The 16,480-nt window shown below is 64.4% G+C and carries 14 protein-coding genes; all 14 read left to right on the forward strand.

Going from position 1 to position 16,480, the window contains the following annotated elements:
- Positions 1–78 precede the first annotated feature (78 nt).
- The 14 genes from ACFSM5_RS15195 (at position 79) to tssG (ending at position 16,472) form a co-directional block, all read left to right on the forward strand.
- A complete protein-coding gene (locus tag ACFSM5_RS15195; protein WP_379877319.1) occupies positions 79–963 on the forward strand; it encodes a hypothetical protein in 885 nt (294 codons plus the stop codon).
- Positions 960–1,430: a hypothetical protein gene (locus tag ACFSM5_RS15200; protein WP_379877320.1), complete on the forward strand. Its 471-nt coding sequence runs from the start codon at positions 960–962 to the stop codon at positions 1,428–1,430. Before ACFSM5_RS15195 ends, ACFSM5_RS15200 begins: the two co-directional genes overlap by 4 nt.
- Positions 1,427–2,779, forward strand: coding sequence for a type VI secretion system baseplate subunit TssK (tssK, locus tag ACFSM5_RS15205; protein ID WP_379877321.1), 1,353 nt, complete (start codon positions 1,427–1,429; stop codon positions 2,777–2,779). Before ACFSM5_RS15200 ends, tssK begins: the two co-directional genes overlap by 4 nt.
- Before the next feature lie 14 nt (positions 2,780–2,793).
- A complete protein-coding gene (locus ACFSM5_RS15210; RefSeq protein WP_379877322.1) occupies positions 2,794–3,558 on the forward strand; it encodes a DotU family type IV/VI secretion system protein in 765 nt (254 codons plus the stop codon).
- Positions 3,559–3,561: 3 nt separating this feature from the next.
- Entirely contained in the window at positions 3,562–7,710 is a 4,149-nt protein-coding gene (locus tag ACFSM5_RS15215) for a type VI secretion system protein (RefSeq protein ID WP_379877323.1), read from the forward strand.
- Between the two features lie 2 nt (positions 7,711–7,712).
- The gene (tssA, locus tag ACFSM5_RS15220; protein ID WP_379877324.1) at positions 7,713–8,855 is read left to right on the forward strand and encodes a type VI secretion system protein TssA; all 1,143 of its coding nucleotides are present in this window, start codon (positions 7,713–7,715) and stop codon (positions 8,853–8,855) included.
- Between the two features lie 3 nt (positions 8,856–8,858).
- Positions 8,859–9,245 carry a PAAR domain-containing protein gene (locus ACFSM5_RS15225; RefSeq protein ID WP_379877325.1) on the forward strand — a complete coding sequence of 129 codons (387 nt, stop codon included), beginning with the start codon at positions 8,859–8,861 and terminating at the stop codon, positions 9,243–9,245.
- Between the two features lies 1 nt (position 9,246).
- Positions 9,247–10,215 carry a methyltransferase domain-containing protein gene (locus ACFSM5_RS15230; RefSeq protein WP_379877326.1) on the forward strand — a complete coding sequence of 323 codons (969 nt, stop codon included), beginning with the start codon at positions 9,247–9,249 and terminating at the stop codon, positions 10,213–10,215.
- 190 nt (positions 10,216–10,405) lie between these two features.
- The gene (tssB, locus tag ACFSM5_RS15235; protein WP_379877327.1) at positions 10,406–10,924 is read left to right on the forward strand and encodes a type VI secretion system contractile sheath small subunit; all 519 of its coding nucleotides are present in this window, start codon (positions 10,406–10,408) and stop codon (positions 10,922–10,924) included.
- Positions 10,925–10,937: 13 nt separating this feature from the next.
- Positions 10,938–12,413, forward strand: coding sequence for a type VI secretion system contractile sheath large subunit (tssC, locus tag ACFSM5_RS15240; protein WP_379877328.1), 1,476 nt, complete (start codon positions 10,938–10,940; stop codon positions 12,411–12,413).
- An 83-nt stretch (positions 12,414–12,496) separates the two neighbouring features.
- Positions 12,497–12,997: an Hcp family type VI secretion system effector gene (locus ACFSM5_RS15245; RefSeq protein ID WP_379877329.1), complete on the forward strand. Its 501-nt coding sequence runs from the start codon at positions 12,497–12,499 to the stop codon at positions 12,995–12,997.
- A 112-nt stretch (positions 12,998–13,109) separates the two neighbouring features.
- Positions 13,110–13,613, forward strand: coding sequence for a type VI secretion system baseplate subunit TssE (tssE, locus tag ACFSM5_RS15250; protein ID WP_379877330.1), 504 nt, complete (start codon positions 13,110–13,112; stop codon positions 13,611–13,613).
- Complete coding sequence (tssF, locus tag ACFSM5_RS15255) at positions 13,603–15,480, forward strand: type VI secretion system baseplate subunit TssF (protein ID WP_379877331.1); 1,878 nt, start codon at positions 13,603–13,605, stop codon at positions 15,478–15,480. Before tssE ends, tssF begins: the two co-directional genes overlap by 11 nt.
- Positions 15,444–16,472 carry a type VI secretion system baseplate subunit TssG gene (gene tssG, locus ACFSM5_RS15260; RefSeq protein ID WP_379877332.1) on the forward strand — a complete coding sequence of 343 codons (1,029 nt, stop codon included), beginning with the start codon at positions 15,444–15,446 and terminating at the stop codon, positions 16,470–16,472. The genes tssF and tssG overlap by 37 nt, the downstream gene beginning before the upstream one ends.
- Positions 16,473–16,480: the final 8 nt, after the last annotated feature.

The raw sequence follows: 16,480 nt of genomic DNA on the forward strand, positions 1-16,480 counted from the left end.
GTCATCATCACTTTGGGCAGGCGGGGCGTTCGGTGAAAACCGGCGCCGTTTGTGCTGAAGTGATGGAAGGGAGGCGCGATGCCCGCTGCTAAGCTCCCGGTGCCAGCCGGTAAGAGCATGGGGGACAAGGTCCTCCTGTGGTTCGTCCTGCTGCTGTTCATCATCAGTCTCATTTTCTGCGGCTTCCTGCTGCTGCGCATGGCGGGTCCGAAGACCCTGCGTAGCCTTGGCATGGTGACCCGCATCATGGTTCAGACGGGTCTGCTGCCGAAGTCTGTGCTAACATCCGCCGCCCCCGTCACCGGCGCCGTTGGCCAGGGTGCGCGCCTTGGACGTGCTCCTCGCGGCGGTCAGCAGCAGGCGCGGACGGGTGATCCGACCCAGAGTGCCCCGGTCTGCAGTCCCGATGATCCGGTTGCCGCTGCCCAGCCGGGTGAGCTGTCTCTGCTCGATCCGCTAGCAGCCTATGATCTGGCGGCTGGCCGTTCTGCTGAAGCGCGCGGTCTTGCCATGGCAACCCCGATCAGCGTGCCTGCCGTGGGGGGCAATGGCTTCCTGTCCGCCAGCGCCGATGCTGGCCTGGGACCTGCCGTCGCGCCGGTTCCGGCTGCCGGTGCCGCTGCGCCTGTGGCGCCCGCTGCTCCTGCTGCCGCTGCGGCGCCGCTGGAAATTCCAACCCGTGCTCTGGCCGGGCCTGCTGCCGCTCCGGCACTGGTTTATTCGGTCGAGCTGGGCTTCTTCCTGTCCGGCGATACGGCGTCGGCCTTCGCTGGCGAATTGATGAAGCGCGGCATTCAGGTCGCGCTGGTAACCGAGCCCGATGCCACCGGGCGCGTCTGGACCTATGTGCGGTCAGGTCGCTTCAATGACGGGGCGCAGGCTCTCGCCTATGCCCAGGATCTCGAACTGCGCCAGCGTCTGCCGGGCATCCTTGTGACAGAAAAGCAGGAGGCGCCTAAGTGAGGGCCGGTTTGCGCAAAGCTCTTCCCCTGCTACTCGCCCTCGCGTTGCCCGCCTGCGGTGCCGTGAGTGCAAGTTGGGAATATTTCTTCGGCGAAGAGGTTCGCATCGATACCGTTTCGATGCGGGTGGTCGAGAAGGCCAACAACAACTCGCCGATCCCGGTCGATTTTGTGTTCATCGGCAAGCGCGAGCCGCTGGCAGATGAGTTCGCCAAGATCACGGCCGCCGACTGGTTCGCGCGTCGTCAGCAGTTCCTGCGCGATTTCCCCGAGGATATCGACGTGCGCTCGTTCGAAGTGGTGCCGGGCCAGATCCTGCCCACCGAAAAACTGGCAAAGCCCAAGGTGACGGCAGCCGGGTTCATCTTCGCGAACTATACGACGCCCGGCGCCCATCGCTATCGCATCACGACCGAGCGAGACGTCAAGGTGACGCTCGACGTCAAGGAGTTCTCGGTTCAGCCATGACCGTCGCCCGCGAACCTGTTCCCGCCCTTCTTTGGCACGAAGGCATGATGCTGTCCCCGCAGCATTTCCAGCAGCTTGTCCTCCGCCAGGAGCAGGTGACCCTCTATCACGCTGCCGCCAGCACGCCCTTCCATTGGGGGCTTTCCAGCATCAGCTTTGACCGTGTGGCGTTGGGTGCAGGCAATGCGCGGGTGCTGGAACTTGAAGCGATTCTGCCCGACGGGTTGATCGTCAAACATATTGCCGAACGCGATCTCGACACGCCGCTGCGTCTCGACCTTACCCCCTATGCCGAGGCGGCAAGCCGGGCGCCGCTGACCCTGTATCTCGCGGTTCCCATCGGTCGGTCCGCCGATGGCGCGGGTGGCGAGTTGCCGCGTTACGAGACCTATGAAGGCGCCCCGCTGATCGATGAAGCGGGGGGTGGCGAGGAAATATCCGTTCAGCGTCTGCGTCCCCGTTGCACGCTGGTGGTGACGACGACCGCCGGTCAGCGTCCGCCTGCCAAATATGCCGCGCTGCCGATTGCGCGTATTACTTACGAGAATGAGACTTTCGCCCTCTCGCAGACCTATGTGCCGCCCAGCCTGATGGTTGGGGAACGGTCGACCCTGGGTGTGCTGGTGGCCGATATCGCCCGTCGGGCACGTGAAAAGGCGCTTTATCTCGCCGGTCGTATCGCTGCCGCCGAAGCGGGCGGGCAGCCGGTGACGGTTGAGACGCGGGCTGAAATCCAGGGGCTCGCGGCGGGTCTGCCCGCCCTGGAAGCGATGATCGGCATCGGCCGGGCGCATCCCTTCACGCTCTATATCGAACTCACACGGTTTGCCGGATTGCTGTCGGCCTTTGCCGCCGCCAGCGTTGCGCCGCTGTTTTCGCGTTATGACCATGACGATCCCTATCCGGCTTTTGCCGAGGTGCGCGACGTCATCATGCGTACGCTGGACCGGGTTCGCGAAAGCGCGCGGCCCGTGCCGTTCCTGCCCGAAGGCCAGAAGTTCACCCTGGCGCTGGAACCTGCCTGGACCAAGTCCGACCGCCTGCTGATCGGTGTGCGCGGGCCAGTCAATATGGCCGAAGCGGAGATTGCCGCCTGGGTCGAAGCCAGCCTGATCGCCACCCGCGACAAGAGCCAGAACCTCTGGGATCTGCGCGTCTCGGGCGCACCGCGCAAGCCGCTGGATCGGGGGGCGGATCTCGATTTCGCACCGCCGCGCGGCACGGTCCTGTTCGATATCGCGATCAAGGAAGACAGCATCACACCGGGTGAGGTGCTGGAAATCTGGAATCCCGATACCCGTGGCGGGCGCATGCGCCCGACCGACGTCGTCCTCTACGTTGCCACCTGATGGGAGCGGGGCGGATGCTGGCGGCACAGGACATCAAGGCACTGCGCTACGAAGGACTCGCACGGGAGTTCCTGGCGTTCCAGGCCGAGATCGAACAGCATCGCTCGGAGATCGCTGCTGCCAGCGGCCTGCCCGAGGATAGCCCTCTGCACCCGCGTCCGGCGCGGATCCGCGACGATCTGCAGGAGTTCCTGCGCGTGCAGGCCGAACTGGCCCGCCGTCGTCTGACCGATGCCGAACTGCTGGTCTATCGCGAGGCGCAATATGTCATGGCGGCGCTGGCCGACGACCTCTTCCTGCATGAGGTCGAATGGGCCGGGCGTGACGACTGGCGCGAGGATATTCTGGAATATCGCCTGTTCGGCACCCGCGTGGCGGGCGAGAAGATTTTCGATAATATCACCGGCATTGCCCAGGGACGCGGCCGGCGCGAGCAGGAACTGGCGCCGGTTTATCTGCTGGCACTGGCGCTGGGCTTCAAGGGCAAGCACCGCAGCTCCAATGGCGCGGCGATGCTGGAAGCGGCCTCGCTGGATCTCTTCCAGGCGATCCGGGGGCGCAGGCCCGATCTGGGTCCGTCCGGCCAGCGGCTGGTGAACGCCGGTTACGCCAATGTGATCGCCGGGCAGGGCAAGCGGCGGCGGTGGCCTGCCGTCAGCTGGCCGACGGTGATTGTCGCCATCGTCGCGGTCTTCCTGGCCGCATCGACCGGCATCTGGTTTTTTGTGACCGCCGATGTGGCCAGTGCCGCAGATGCCGTCATCCGGGCGGCGAGGTAATCGATGGCCGCACTCGCACAACTCGTCGAAGGGGTCGAGCTTCCGCTCTTCATCCTGTTTGCCGTTCTGGCCCTGGCGCTTGGTCTCTATCTGCTGATCCGCTTCCTGCGGGCGCGCAAAGAGGCTGCCGCCCAGGAAGCCGCCGCTGCCGAAGCTGAAGCCGCTGCTCCCGTTGCTGCAGCCCCGCCGCCTGAACCGGAAACTGTGGCGCGTGGCGGCGTTCCGATCTTGTCGCCCGCCCTCATGCGGCAGGCCTTCCGCAATGGCTGGAAGCTCTATCGCAATCAGGTGGCGGGTGCGCGGAATCCGTACCTTGTACCCTGGTATCTGGCTGTCGGCACGGACGGCACGGGGGTATCGACCCTGTGCGCCGGTCTGGAGACCCACCGGGCGCCGGGCGAGACGCCGGATCCCCTGACGGGCCAGCCGGTCGGCTGCACCTGGTGGTATCACGATCAGGCCGTGGTGATCGATGTGGGGGCGGAAGCCTTCGCGCGCTCCAATGGCGAAAAAGTCCCCGATGCCGCCTGGCTTGCCCTGCTGGAGGAACTGGCGGACAAGCGCCCGGCCCAGCCCATCGACGGCATTATCCTGGGTATTCCCGTCAGCGATCTGATGGGGCCGCTGGCCGCCATGCCCCATGTGCTGGCAGAGAAAGCGGCGCAGATCTATGGCCGCCTGTGGCAGGCCCAGAAGACGCTTGGCCTCTGCCTGCCGGTCTGGGTGGCGGTTACCCATTGCGACAAGCTGCCGGGTTTCCTCGATCTGGTTGAAAAGCTGCCGCCGAACCGGCGCCAGGATATACTCGGCTGGTCCAATCCCTATCCGCTGGAAACCGCCTTCCGCCCCGCGATGGTGGAAGAGGGGATTACGTCGGTCCAGGACGCCCTGGTCGCGAGCGGCCTGGAACTGGCCGCCGGTGGCGCCATGCCTGCCCGTGGTGGCGGCTATCTTCAGGTGCCCGGCGCGCTGGGCGAACTGACGGGGGCGCTGGCCAATCTGCTGCAGATCGTCTTCCGCCGTACCGCCTATCAGGAAATGCTCTATTTCCGCGGGATCTATTTTGTTGGCGCCAGCGAGCCCGATGGCCGGGAAGAGGGCGCACTCAGCATCGCCGCCCGTCCGCTGGCCTTTGCCCGCGATCTCTTTGAACAGAAGATCTTTGCCGAACGCGATCTCACCAAGCCGACCCAGCGCTGGACCGCCACTTTCGACCGTCGCCAGATGCTCTGGCAAGCTGCTGCGGGCGTCAGTGCTCTTGTCGCGGCATTGCTGCTCTGGCTTGGCACCAGTTCGCTGGTGACACAATCCGCGTCCTATCTGCCTGCCCTGCGCTTGATGGCCGATCCGGTGGCGGCGGCACGTTGGCTCGATCAGCCCGGCGGCACGCCGTTGGCGGCGGCCGATGCCGGTGCGGCAGCAGCGATCCGTGCGCTGTCGCGTGTCGAAGAAGCATGGTCCAGTCCGATGTGGCCGGTTGCCGCCTTCGATCCGCTGGACGACAAGATCCGAGTCTCCCTGAGCATCGCCCATTATCGCCTGCTGATGGCGGATGTGCGGTCGCGCCTGGATCGCCGGGCGGCGGCAATTGCTGCGGGTGACGTGCAGGCCCCGGCCGGATCTGGCGAGTTCGGGCGGCTGCGGGCCTATGTTGGCGAAGCTCTGCTGTTGGAGCGTTTCGTCGGGGTGCAGGCGCGCCTGATCCAGACCGGCGATGTGACCGGCCTGACCGAACTGGTGCGCTATACCCACGGCATCGAACTGCCTGCCTTCTATGTGGATCTGGCGGGCGAGCTGGGGTTCGCCACGGTTCCGACCACCCGTGCGCTGCGCGGCGCGATTATCGACGCAGGCACCAAGCCGATCGATCTGCTGGCGATCCGTGCGCCGCTGCACGACCGTCTTGAGATCCTGGCGGACAGCTACTTCCAGCGTCTGGCGCAGAATGGCGACGTCATCGCCCGCATGCGCCTGGTGGCGACCGAGATCGACAATCTGGCCCGTGGCGGCGCAACTCAACCGGCACCGACGGCCCTATCCTCGATCCAGCTTGGCCTTGCCCAGGCGGCTGAGGTTCTGTCGGTGCAGGATGCCACCTGGCTCGCCGGTCCGACCACGGCCGGTGGTGAGGAAGAGTTCGGCGGGTCCGCCTTGCGTTCGCTGCTGCGGGTCTTGAGTGACTCACCGCTGTTCGGTGCGCCAGCCCGTGCCCGTGTGGTTCAGCGTGGACAGGCTATACTCGGCCGCTCGTCCGTCGATGTGCGCTCCGTCACCTCTGCTATTGGGCCACTGGCCCAGGCGATCCCGGAGCGTAACCGGATCGAGCTGGCACCGGTTGCCGAGCAGTTCCGCGTGGCGCTGACCGACCTCGAAAAGCGCCCCTTCATGTCCTCCTCCACCGGCATCGCCGAAGGCGCAGCCCTGATGCGTGGCGGTGTCGTGCAGTGGGATGCCCGCGGGTTGGAGCGTGCGGTGGCGCTGGCCGAAGATTATGCCCTGTTCCTGGGGCGCGATCTGGCCTTGATGCCGCGTAACGTCCAGGCCGGTGTCCGCTCGGTTGCCCAGCAGCGGCTGGCGGCCGGGGTTCTGGATGCGGTTGCCAAGGCACAGGTGCCGGTGGCCGATGCGGTACGGGGCCGTTCCGAAGCCGATATGCGCGCCCAGGTTCAATCGGCACTGGCGGCCCAGCCGGTCATTCTACGCCTTGCCCAGACTCTGCGGCAGAACGGCGCCCAGTCGGTGGCCTCGCGCTTGATGGATGTGTCGGTTGCGCAGACGCTGGCGCTGCTGGAGCGTCTCGACGCCTATTACCTCGGCGACCGTCCTTACCTGCCTGCGAACCCGTCGCTGGCGGCCTGGAGCGGCGACAAGGTCAATGTCCCCGCCGTCTATGGCGTGGCGGATATCGGCTCCATCGCTGCGATGCTGGATCAGACCAAGACCCGTATCGGCGCGGTCGCCATGGAACTGGCCGACCCGCTGCTGGCCTTCCTTGCCCGTCCCGAAGTGCGCGGCGGCAGCGGTGGCGGTTCGGCTGGGAAGTGGGCGCGTATTATCCAGGAAATGGAAAAGGCCGGGCAGATGCGCCCCAACGCCTCCATCCCCAGCCTGGAGCGTTTCATCACGGCAGAATTGCCCGAAGCCTCGACCAAAAGCTGCTCGGCCATCGGACCGCGCGGCGCAGGCTCGGCAGGCGACTGGTTCGCGGATCAACTGCTGGAGTTGCGCCTGACACTGTCGCAGCTGTGCCTGGTCGCGGCAGACGAGCGGGTGTCCGCCGCCTATCGCCTGATCGAGCAGAGCTTCAATGAGCATGTGGCTGGTCGTTATCCCTTCGCGGCTCCGGCCCAGGCGCTGACCGGCCCCTATGCGACGACCGAGGATATCGCCGCCTTCTACAAGGCGTTCGATCCGGTTCAGGAGGCCCTGCTGGCCAACCTGACTGAGCGTGCGCAGCTGGGCGGCAACGCGGTGCGCTCGCAGCTCGCTTTCCTGCAGGCCCTGAAGCAGGCCCGTACCTTCCTGAAGCCGATGGTTGGCCTCGACGATGTGCAGGAGCTGGGCTATGGGCTGGAGCCCAAGTTCCGCGCCCTGCCGGAGAAGGAAGTCGTCGGCTTCGACATCATCGAATGGCAGTTCTCGGTCAATGATCAGTTGGTCGATAATGCCGCGAACAAGAAAGCCATCGTCTGGCGCAATGGTGATCCAATCACTATGAGCTTCCGCTGGGCGCGTAACGCTCCCCGTCAGCCGACTGCCGCTGTCGCTTCGGGCGCCGTGACGGTGCGCGACCGGGTGGTCACCATTACCCAGGACGGTCCCTGGGCGCTGATCGCGTTGCTGCAGGCCCATGAGCCGCGCCCGACCGACTGGAAGCAGGGACCGGGCAAGCCGCCCCATATGCTGGCCATCGAAATTGCGACGGCACCGAGTGCCGGGGCGCAGGCGGTGACCGAACAGGTGGCGAAGGTCTTCATCGATCTGGCCGTCAAGGGCGCGCCGACCCCCGATGGGCGGGCCACCACCGACCGTCTGGGCGCGCCGGTCTTCCCGGCCAAGGCGCCGCCGCCACCCGGAGCGATTGCTCCGCCCGTTCTGCTGCCCGCGCCCCCCTCGGCCGAATTGTCGGGCGATCTGGCGCCGATCCGATAGATATGCGTGATCTTACCGAACTCCTGAACCCGATCCCCGGCGATAATCCTGCCGGACCGCACCTGCGTTATGACCCGGTCTACGACCAGTTGCAGGAACTGCGGCGCGAGGACGATCAAAGCGCCCCGCGCGGTATCTGGCAGACTAAGATGAAGGTGGCCGACTGGGGTGGTCTCATCGATCTGGCGGCCGATACGCTGGCCACCAAATCCAAGGATCTGCAGATTGCCGCCTGGCTGGTCGAAGGCCTGACGGCGCGCCAGGGGCTGCTGGGGCTGGCCGCCGGCTTCGATCTGCTGGCCGCGCTGTCGGAAACCTTCTGGGCGAACCTCTGGCCCGAACTGGGCGATGACGGCGATACCGAAGGGCGCTTGGCGCCGTTCGATTGGCTTGATGACAAGCTTCCGTCGCGTATCGCGATGATCGCCATTACCGACAGCGATCCGCTGATGTCCTGGCATCAATGGGTCTCCTCCCAGCGCCGGGCGGCTTCGGCCAATCAGGTGACCGGCCGGAAGGCCAAGAGCGAGAATCAGGAAGCCGACGCGCAGCTGGAAGAAGCTTTTGCTGCCGTCGAAGCAACCGATACCGCCCATTTCCTGCGCCTGACCCAGGCCCTGACCATGGTGTCCGGGCGTCTGGAGCATCTGAAGTCGGTCTTGAGCGATCAACTGGGGGCCGGGGCTCCCAGCCTGACGGGTATCAGCCAGATGCTGGGCAGCATCACCGGCTTCATCCATGCGGTCTTAAGCGACCGTGGCGTCCTGCCTGAAGAGATCGTGCCGGGCAATACCGCAACGATCCCCGCGCTTCCGATGACGGAGGATAGTTTCATGAGCGAAACCGCCGACGGCGATGCGCCCGAGGAATTCGAGATGGAAGGCGAGGAAACGACACCCGCTGCCGCTCCCTCCGGCCCACAGGGCATCCGCGATCGCGACCATGCTTATCGTATCCTGACCCAGGTCGCGGCCTATCTGGAAAAGACCGAACCCCATAGCCCGGTGCCGCATCTCATTATGCGGGCGGTTGGCTGGGGGCAGATGAGCCTGCCGGAGCTTCTGCAGGAAATGATGGCCGAGGGCAGTGATACCTTCAAGCTGCTGGGGCTCGACAAGGCAGCGCCGCCGCGCAAGGGCCGCTGAGCCATGAGCAAGCCTGCAGCCCGTATCGGCGATCAGGTCCTGCAGGACAATCCGCACTGCCATGCGCCCATCCATCCGCCCGCTCTGGTGCCTGCGCCTGCGCCCCATCCGGCCATGCCGCTAGCGATCATCTCCGGCCAGCCGACCGTCATGATCGGCGGCATGCCTGCCGCCACCCTGACCAGCACCACGGCGCCCTGCATCCTGGCGGGCTGCGTTCCGGGTGGTCCCGGTATGGTGGCGTTGGGGTCTGCGACCGTCCTGATCGGCAGCATGCCCGCCGCGCGGGTGGGGGACATGACCTCTCACGTTGCCTGCGTCGCCCCGATCCCGGCTCCCACCGGCAAGATCCTGCCGCCCGGCTGTCCAACGGTTCTGATCGGCGGCTGACGTGAAGCTTTTCGCCCTGCGATGCCCGGTGTGCAGCGGGGCGGATCTGATCGAAACAGACGAGCGAGTTTCCTGCCGCTCCTGTGGTCGAGGATTCCCCGTTGTCGACGGGATTCCTCTGCTGCTTGCCGACCTGCCGCGCTACCTCAACGAAGCTGCGCCCTATTGGCTGATGCGCGACGACCTAAGCGCGGGGCAGGAGGATATGCTAGGCGGGTTGCTGCCTGCGGGTTCCTATTTCGATGTCGCCCGTCAGCACCTCTCTTCCTATGCCCGCGATCACTATGGGGCGTTCGACGATCAGGACAGCGACGAACCGCTGCCCGGCGGTGCCGAGCGGATCCTGCGGACAGCGCTGGCAGAGATCGGTAGTGTCGCGGGGCCTTCGCTCGATATCGGCTGCGCGACTGGTGGTATCAGTCTGGCGCTGGCGGAGATGGGGAACGGGCCGGTGATCGGTCTGGATATGTCGGCTCCCCTCATCCGGATGGCGGCCCGGACCGCAGTCAGTGGTATCGCCCGCTACGGCAGGCGCCGCGCCGGTACCGCCTATGAGCGGCGCGAGGTGGCTTTACCCTATCGACAGCGCGACAAGCTGCGCTTTGTTCTGGGCGATGCGCTCGATATGCCCTTTGCCGATGCGAGTTTTGGCCTGATCGCGGCCCTTAATGTCATCGATTGCGTTGCCGATCCGGTTCGGCTGGTGGGGGAGGCGGTTCGGTTGCTTGCGCGGGGCGGCTGGCTGATTGCGGCGACGCCCTTTGACTGGTCGCCCAATGTTACTCCGGCGGAGGCCTGGATCGGGGATCGGGTTGTATCCGCTCCCCCCTCTGATCTGCCTGAGTTGTTAAGTGCAAGGCAAGAACTCGTCGTTCGATCTCTGCCTGATCAAATATGGCAGGTACGTTTACATAATCGGGCGGCGGTGCACTACCGTGTTGCCCTAACCATCGCACAAAGAAAGGCATGACAACGGAGAAACAACTTTAACTCCGGCCAAGGCTGGGGTATTTATAACTTACCGGTTGGATCGTCGGGGCTTTGGTAAATAAAGGCCCTGAATCCTTTGTATTACTTCGTAATACTAAATGAAGTAATGCGAGGACTGGTCGGCTGGGGGTCAGCAACCTGCCGTAGTCAATTCATCGGGGTGGCGAAGTATGAGCGAGAGCACTCAAAAGAAGCTGGGGCGCGTTCGGCCGCCCCGCGTCCAGATTACTTACGACGTCGAAACGGGCGGCGCGATCGAGATGAAGGAACTTCCCTTCCTCGTCGGCGTCATGGCGGATCTTTCGGGTCAGCCCGAACAGCCGCTGCCGAAGATGAAGGAACGCAAGTTCGTCGAGATCGACCGCGATAATTTCAACGACGTTCTCGCCGGTGCCGCGCCGCGCCTCGCCTTCCAGGTGAATAACGCGCTTCAGAATGATGGCAGCAAGCTCAACACGCTGCTGACCTTCAAGGAAATCGACGATTTCGAGCCGGTCGCGGTTCTGAAGCAGATCAAGCCGCTGGCCAAGCTTTACGAAGCCCGCCAGCGCCTGTCGGACCTGCTGACCAAGCTGGACGGCAACGACGAACTTGACGCCCTGCTGGCCGATGTCATCGGCAATACCGAAAAGCAGGAAGAGCTGCGCGCCCAGCTAAGCAAGGGTGACGCACCGGCGGACGCCGAGTAGGGGAGGCGCGATCATGAGCGAGACCAGCACCAGTACCGATATCGAAACGTCCAGCAATCTGTCGTTGCTCGACCGGATCGTCGCCGACGGCAAGATGGCCATCGATGACTCGCAGAAGGATCACGCCCGTGACCTGATCGCTGAGTTCGTCGACCAGGTCGTCGGCCAGTCCGACAAGATGACCAAGGACGTGGTCGAAGCGATCAATCTGCGCATTGCCCAGATCGACGAACTGATCACCGCCCAGCTGAACGAAGTTCTGCACACGCCCGCTTTCCAGAAGCTGGAAAGCACCTGGCGCGGCCTGCACTACCTCGTCATGAATGCAGAAACCGGCAGCAAGCTGAAGATCCGCGTCATCAATGCCTCCAAGGGCGATGTGCTGAAGGATCTGGAAAAGGCTGTCGAGTTCGACCAGTCGACCCTCTTCAAGATGATCTATGAAGAGGAATACGGCACCTTCGGCGGCACGCCTTACGGCCTGCTGGTCGGCGATTATGAATTCGGTCGTCACCCGCAGGACATCGCGCTGCTCGAGAAGATCTCGAACGTCGCCGCTGCTGCCCATGCTCCGTTCATCGCGGCTGCTGCGCCCAAGATGTTCGACATGCTGCAGTTCACCGATCTCGGTGTGCCGCGCGACCTCGCCAAGATCTTCGAATCGACCGAGATGATCAAATGGCGCTCCTTCCGTAACTCGGAAGACAGCCGTTATGTGGCGCTCACGCTGCCGCACACGCTGCTGCGTCTGCCCTACGGTCCGGATACCAAGCCGGTCGAAGGCGTCAACTTCATCGAAGACGTCGATGGCACCGACCACTCGAAGTACCTCTGGGGCAATGCCTCCTGGGCATTGGCCGAGCGTATCTGCGCTGCCTTCTCGCAGCACGGCTGGTGCGCTGCTATCCGCGGCGTCGAAGGTGGCGGCAAGGTCGAAGGCCTGCCGACCCACACCTTCCGCACCGACGAAGGCGAGATCGCCCTGAAGTGCCCGACCGAGATCGCGATCACTGATCGGCGCGAAAAGGAACTGTCGGACCTGGGCTTCATCAGCCTCGTGCATTGCAAGAACACGGATTTCGCCGCGTTCTTCGGTGCCCAGACGGCCAACAAGCCCAAGCTCTACAACACCAACGAAGCGAACGCGAACGCGCATCTCTCGTCGGTTCTCACCTACATCCTGGCTGCGTCGCGCTTCGCGCACTACATCAAGGTCATGATGCGCGACAAGATCGGCTCCTTCGCCTCGAAGGTCTCGGTCGAGCAGTTCCTGAACAAGTGGCTGGCGAACTACATCCTGCTCATGGATGACGCGACCCAGTCGCAGAAGGCGAAATATCCGCTGCGCGAAGGCCGGGTCGATGTGACCGAAGTGCCGGGCCGTCCGGGTGCCTTCCGCGCCACCGTGTTCCTGCGTCCGCACTTCCAGCTCGAAGAGCTGACGGCGTCGATCCGTCTGGTCGCCGAACTGCCGCCGCCGGCCGCGTAAAGCCTAAAGTCCTGCCAGCCGGGTGCCCTGTCCAAGGGCGCCCGGTCGGCTGTTCCCATTTCAGTCTTTAGGGGGAGGTTCCCATGCCCGATATTCTTCTCGACCTTGGCGATGGCTATGATGGCGAATCGCAAATCTCGGAATTCGAAGGCAAGATCATCTGCGACAGCTTCTCCTTCGGCGCGACCCAGCCGTCGGACATGAGCCGCAACAAGTCGCGTACCGTCGGTACCGTGAATGTCTCGAGCGTTTCGCTCTCGCGTCAGGTCGACAATTCGTCGGTCCATATCCTGAACGCGCTGTTCACCGGCAAGTCGATCGAAACAGCGACCGTGCACTTCCTGAAAGCCGCCAGCATCGATGGCGAAGGCCAGGAAGAATTCCTGACCGTCACCCTGACCAACCCGCTGATCGAGAGCTATAACGTCTCGGGTTCGAACGGCGGCTATATGTCGGAACAGCTCAGCCTGACCTTCACCGACATCTCGTTCGACTATAAGATCCAGGGCGAGACCGGCGGCATGGAAGGCGGCAACGTCAATGCCACCTACGACGTCATGACCGGCGTCGCTTCGGCGGCCTAACGGCAGGCCGCCTGATTTGGGCCAAAGTTGAATGGGGCGGCGGTGGGCTTCAGGCCCGCGCCGCCCTTTTCATTCTCGATAGAAGCCGCATCCAAGACGGGAGAACAGGCAGTTGGCGATAGGCCGCGCATCGATGCCGAACGTGCTGGACGGCGGTTCCGTTCCGCTGTTCGACCGGCTTGTCGATCTAGAGCCGGCTGTCAAACGCGAGGCGAAGGTCTGGCGTCGCATGGATGTGGAAGACGTCAAACGCTCGGTCGCGATTGAACTGGCACGTCTGTTCGATTGCCGCCGCGCCGAGGGGATTGAAAGTGCTGCAGCACGCCCGGCTGGCGATCTGACTGTGCTCGATTATGGCCTGCCGGATTTTGGCATGCGCTCTCCCCATGATCTCACCTCCCGCCGCTTGCTGGCCGCCGCTGCCCGTCAGGCGATCCTGGCGTTCGAGCCGCGCCTGATCGGGACATTGGTTGAGTTGGTTCCGTCGCCGGATCGGCCGGGTCTGCTGATTGCGCAGATCACGGCGCAGCTGGTCGTGGGCGATATCGTCGAGCCGGTCACCTATCAGATCGCGTTGGGGGCTGGAGGCGGCGAAGAGGCAGGCGATGGCAGCTGAACGCGACGAACTGCTGGAACATTTTCAACGGGAACTGGGGTTCCTGCGCCGCGCGGGCGTCGATTTCGCGCGCACATATCCCAAGATCGCCGCCCGCCTGGAACTGGGACCCGATGGCAGTGCCGATCCCCATGTGGAACGGCTGATCGAAAGCTTCGCCTATCTGACCGGGCGCGTTCAGCGCAACCTCGACGCGGAATTCCCACGCCTGACCGAGGCGCTGTTCCAGATCCTTTATCCTCAGCTTGCCGCTCCGATCCCGGCGATGGGGATTGCGCGCTTTGAGCTGGACCCCGCCAAGGCGGGCGCTTCGGCAGGCGAAACGGTCGAGCGCGGGACGGCGCTGTTCGCCTTGAGCGAGGATGGCAACCGCTGCCGGTTCCAGTCCGCCTATCCGGTGACCTTCTGGCCGGTGACGGTGGCTGAGGCCGATATCCGCGGCACCGACCGCTATGAATTCCTCGACCATGACACGGCCGCCGCGGTCCTGCGCCTGAAGCTGACCGGTCCCGCCGATGGGTTCCTGGGACTGGCGGGTCGCAAACTGCGGTTCTATCTGAGTGGCGAGCCTGTCGGTGCGCTGGCGGCCCTGGAGTTGCTGCGCACGGCAGCGGACCGCGTGGCCTTCTGCACGCCCGATGGCAAAGTTCGGGTGCGGCCTATCGACGAGGCTTTGCACCCGGTAGGCTTCGAGGAACAGGAGTCGGTGCTGCCCTATCCGGAACATGCCCATCCTGCCTACCGCCTGCTGCAGGAATATTTTGTCTTCCCGGACAAGTTCCGCTTTCTCGACCTCGCGTTTCCGGTGGATATTCCTGCGACCGAGGAGGTGGAGGTCCTGTTCCTGCTGACCTATGCACCCTCGCGCGGGCTCAGCATTTCGCCCGAGCTGTTTGCGTTGGGCTGCACGCCGATCATCAATCTTTTCACCAAGACGGCCGAACCCCTGCGCCTGGACCGCCGACGCAGCGAATATCGCGTGGTGCCGGACGGGCGCCTCGACCGGGTGACGGAAGTGCATTCGATCACTAGTGTCATCGGCAATGCCCTGACCGGCGACAAGCGCAGCGAATATCGCCCCTATTTCTCCATCGACCATGCCTGGGAGAATGGCGAGACCAACAGCTATTGGTCCGCCCGCCGGGTGCCGACCGACCGGCGTGAGGCGCCGGGCAGTGATATCTGGCTGTCGTTCGTCGATCTCGATTTGCAGCCGCAGGAACCGGCCGAGCGCACCATCATGGTGACCTGCCTCTGCACCAACCGGCTGCTAGCCGAACAGGTGCCGACAGGCGCGCTGCTGCAGATCGAACAACCGGCGCCGGTGACACGCATTCTGGTGGAAACCAGGCCGACGCAGCCACGTCAACCGGCACTTGGCGGCGATACAGCCTGGCGTCTCGTCTCCCATCTTTCGCTCAATTATCTCTCCATGAGCGCTGGGGCGGAGCGGAGAAATATCGGTGGGAAAGACATCGATCGGAAGGCCGCAGAGGCCGCCGACCGGGAAGAGCGGGAACTGGGGTTGAAGGCCTTGCAGGAAATCCTCCGCCTGCATGCCCCCTCGCTCGATGCCGCCAGCGAAAAGCAGATCCAGGGCATCCGGGACCTGAGGGTCGAGCGGGTGACACGGCGTGTCGTCAATCGGGGGCGGGCGGCCGTCGCGCGCGGGCTTGGCGTCACCATGGATGTGGATGAACGGCAGTTCGTCGGTGGCAGTGCCTTCCTGCTGGGGTCTGTCGTCGAACGTTTTCTTGGCCTCTATGCCGGGGTGAATGCCTTTACGCAACTGACCCTGACTTCTCAGCAACGTAGCGGAAACTGGTTCAAATGGCCGACGCGGATCGGGGACAAGCCCTTGGTCTGACCGCGCGGCTCGAAGCGCGCGGTCATGACTATGAATTCTTCCAGGCCGTCGCCCTGCTGGAAATGCTGGCGGCGCGCAAGGGCGCGACCCCTTTGGGTGAAGGCGCGGATCCGCGCCGGGAAGGCCTTGTTCTCGGCAGTCCCGCCAGCCTGAAATTCGCCCCCAGCGATGTCTCGCGGATCACTGGTGTCGAGGGTGAGCGTCCCCGGATCGAAACCCGCGTCATGGGGCTGGCCGGTCAGGGCGGACCGCTGCCCGATTGGGTGACGGAGGTCATGAGCCTGCGGGTGTCGCGCCGCGATACCGCCATGCGGGACTTCTTCGATCTCTTCAACCACCGCCTGCTCTCGCTCTTCTACAAGGTGCGGGACAAGGCGCGGGTGGGGTTCGGTTACCGGAGCCCGGATAAGAGCCCGGCGGCGCGTTATCTGTTTTCGCTGATGGGCCTCGGCACGGGCCGTCTTCAGGGGCGGCTCGGCGAAAAAGTGCCGGACCGGATGCTGCTGACCTATGCCGGGTTGCTGGCGGGGCGAACCCGGTCGGTCGGGGCGCTGGAGCGGCTGCTGAGCCACGCGCTCGCGGTGCCGGTGAAGGTCGAGCCGCTGACCGGCCGCTGGTTGACCCTGGATGCGGACGAGCGCACGCGCCTTGGCCGCATGGGTGCCCATAATCGGCTGGGTCAAGGCGCGATGATCGGGTCGCGCGTCTGGGATGTGGAAAGCTGCTTCACCCTGCGGATCGGCCCGATGGGTTGGCAGGATGTGGCGAGTTTTCTGCCCGAGGGCGCGCGCCATCAGCCGCTGGTGTCGCTGACCCGGTTATTTGTCGGTGATGCGATGGATTTCCGCCTGCATCTGCAAGTTAAGAAAGCTGAAATCCCGGCGATGCAACTATCGTCGCGACATGGTGCGCGCCTGGGCTGGACTTCCATCCTGCGGGCAGCCAACGAAACGGGGGCGACGGGCGACATACGCGTGCGTCCCCGCCTGTAAAAAAGGGG

It is taken from the genome of Lacibacterium aquatile (genome assembly GCF_042683105.1).
GTDB classification, from domain to species: domain Bacteria; phylum Pseudomonadota; class Alphaproteobacteria; order Elsterales; family Elsteraceae; genus Lacibacterium; species Lacibacterium aquatile.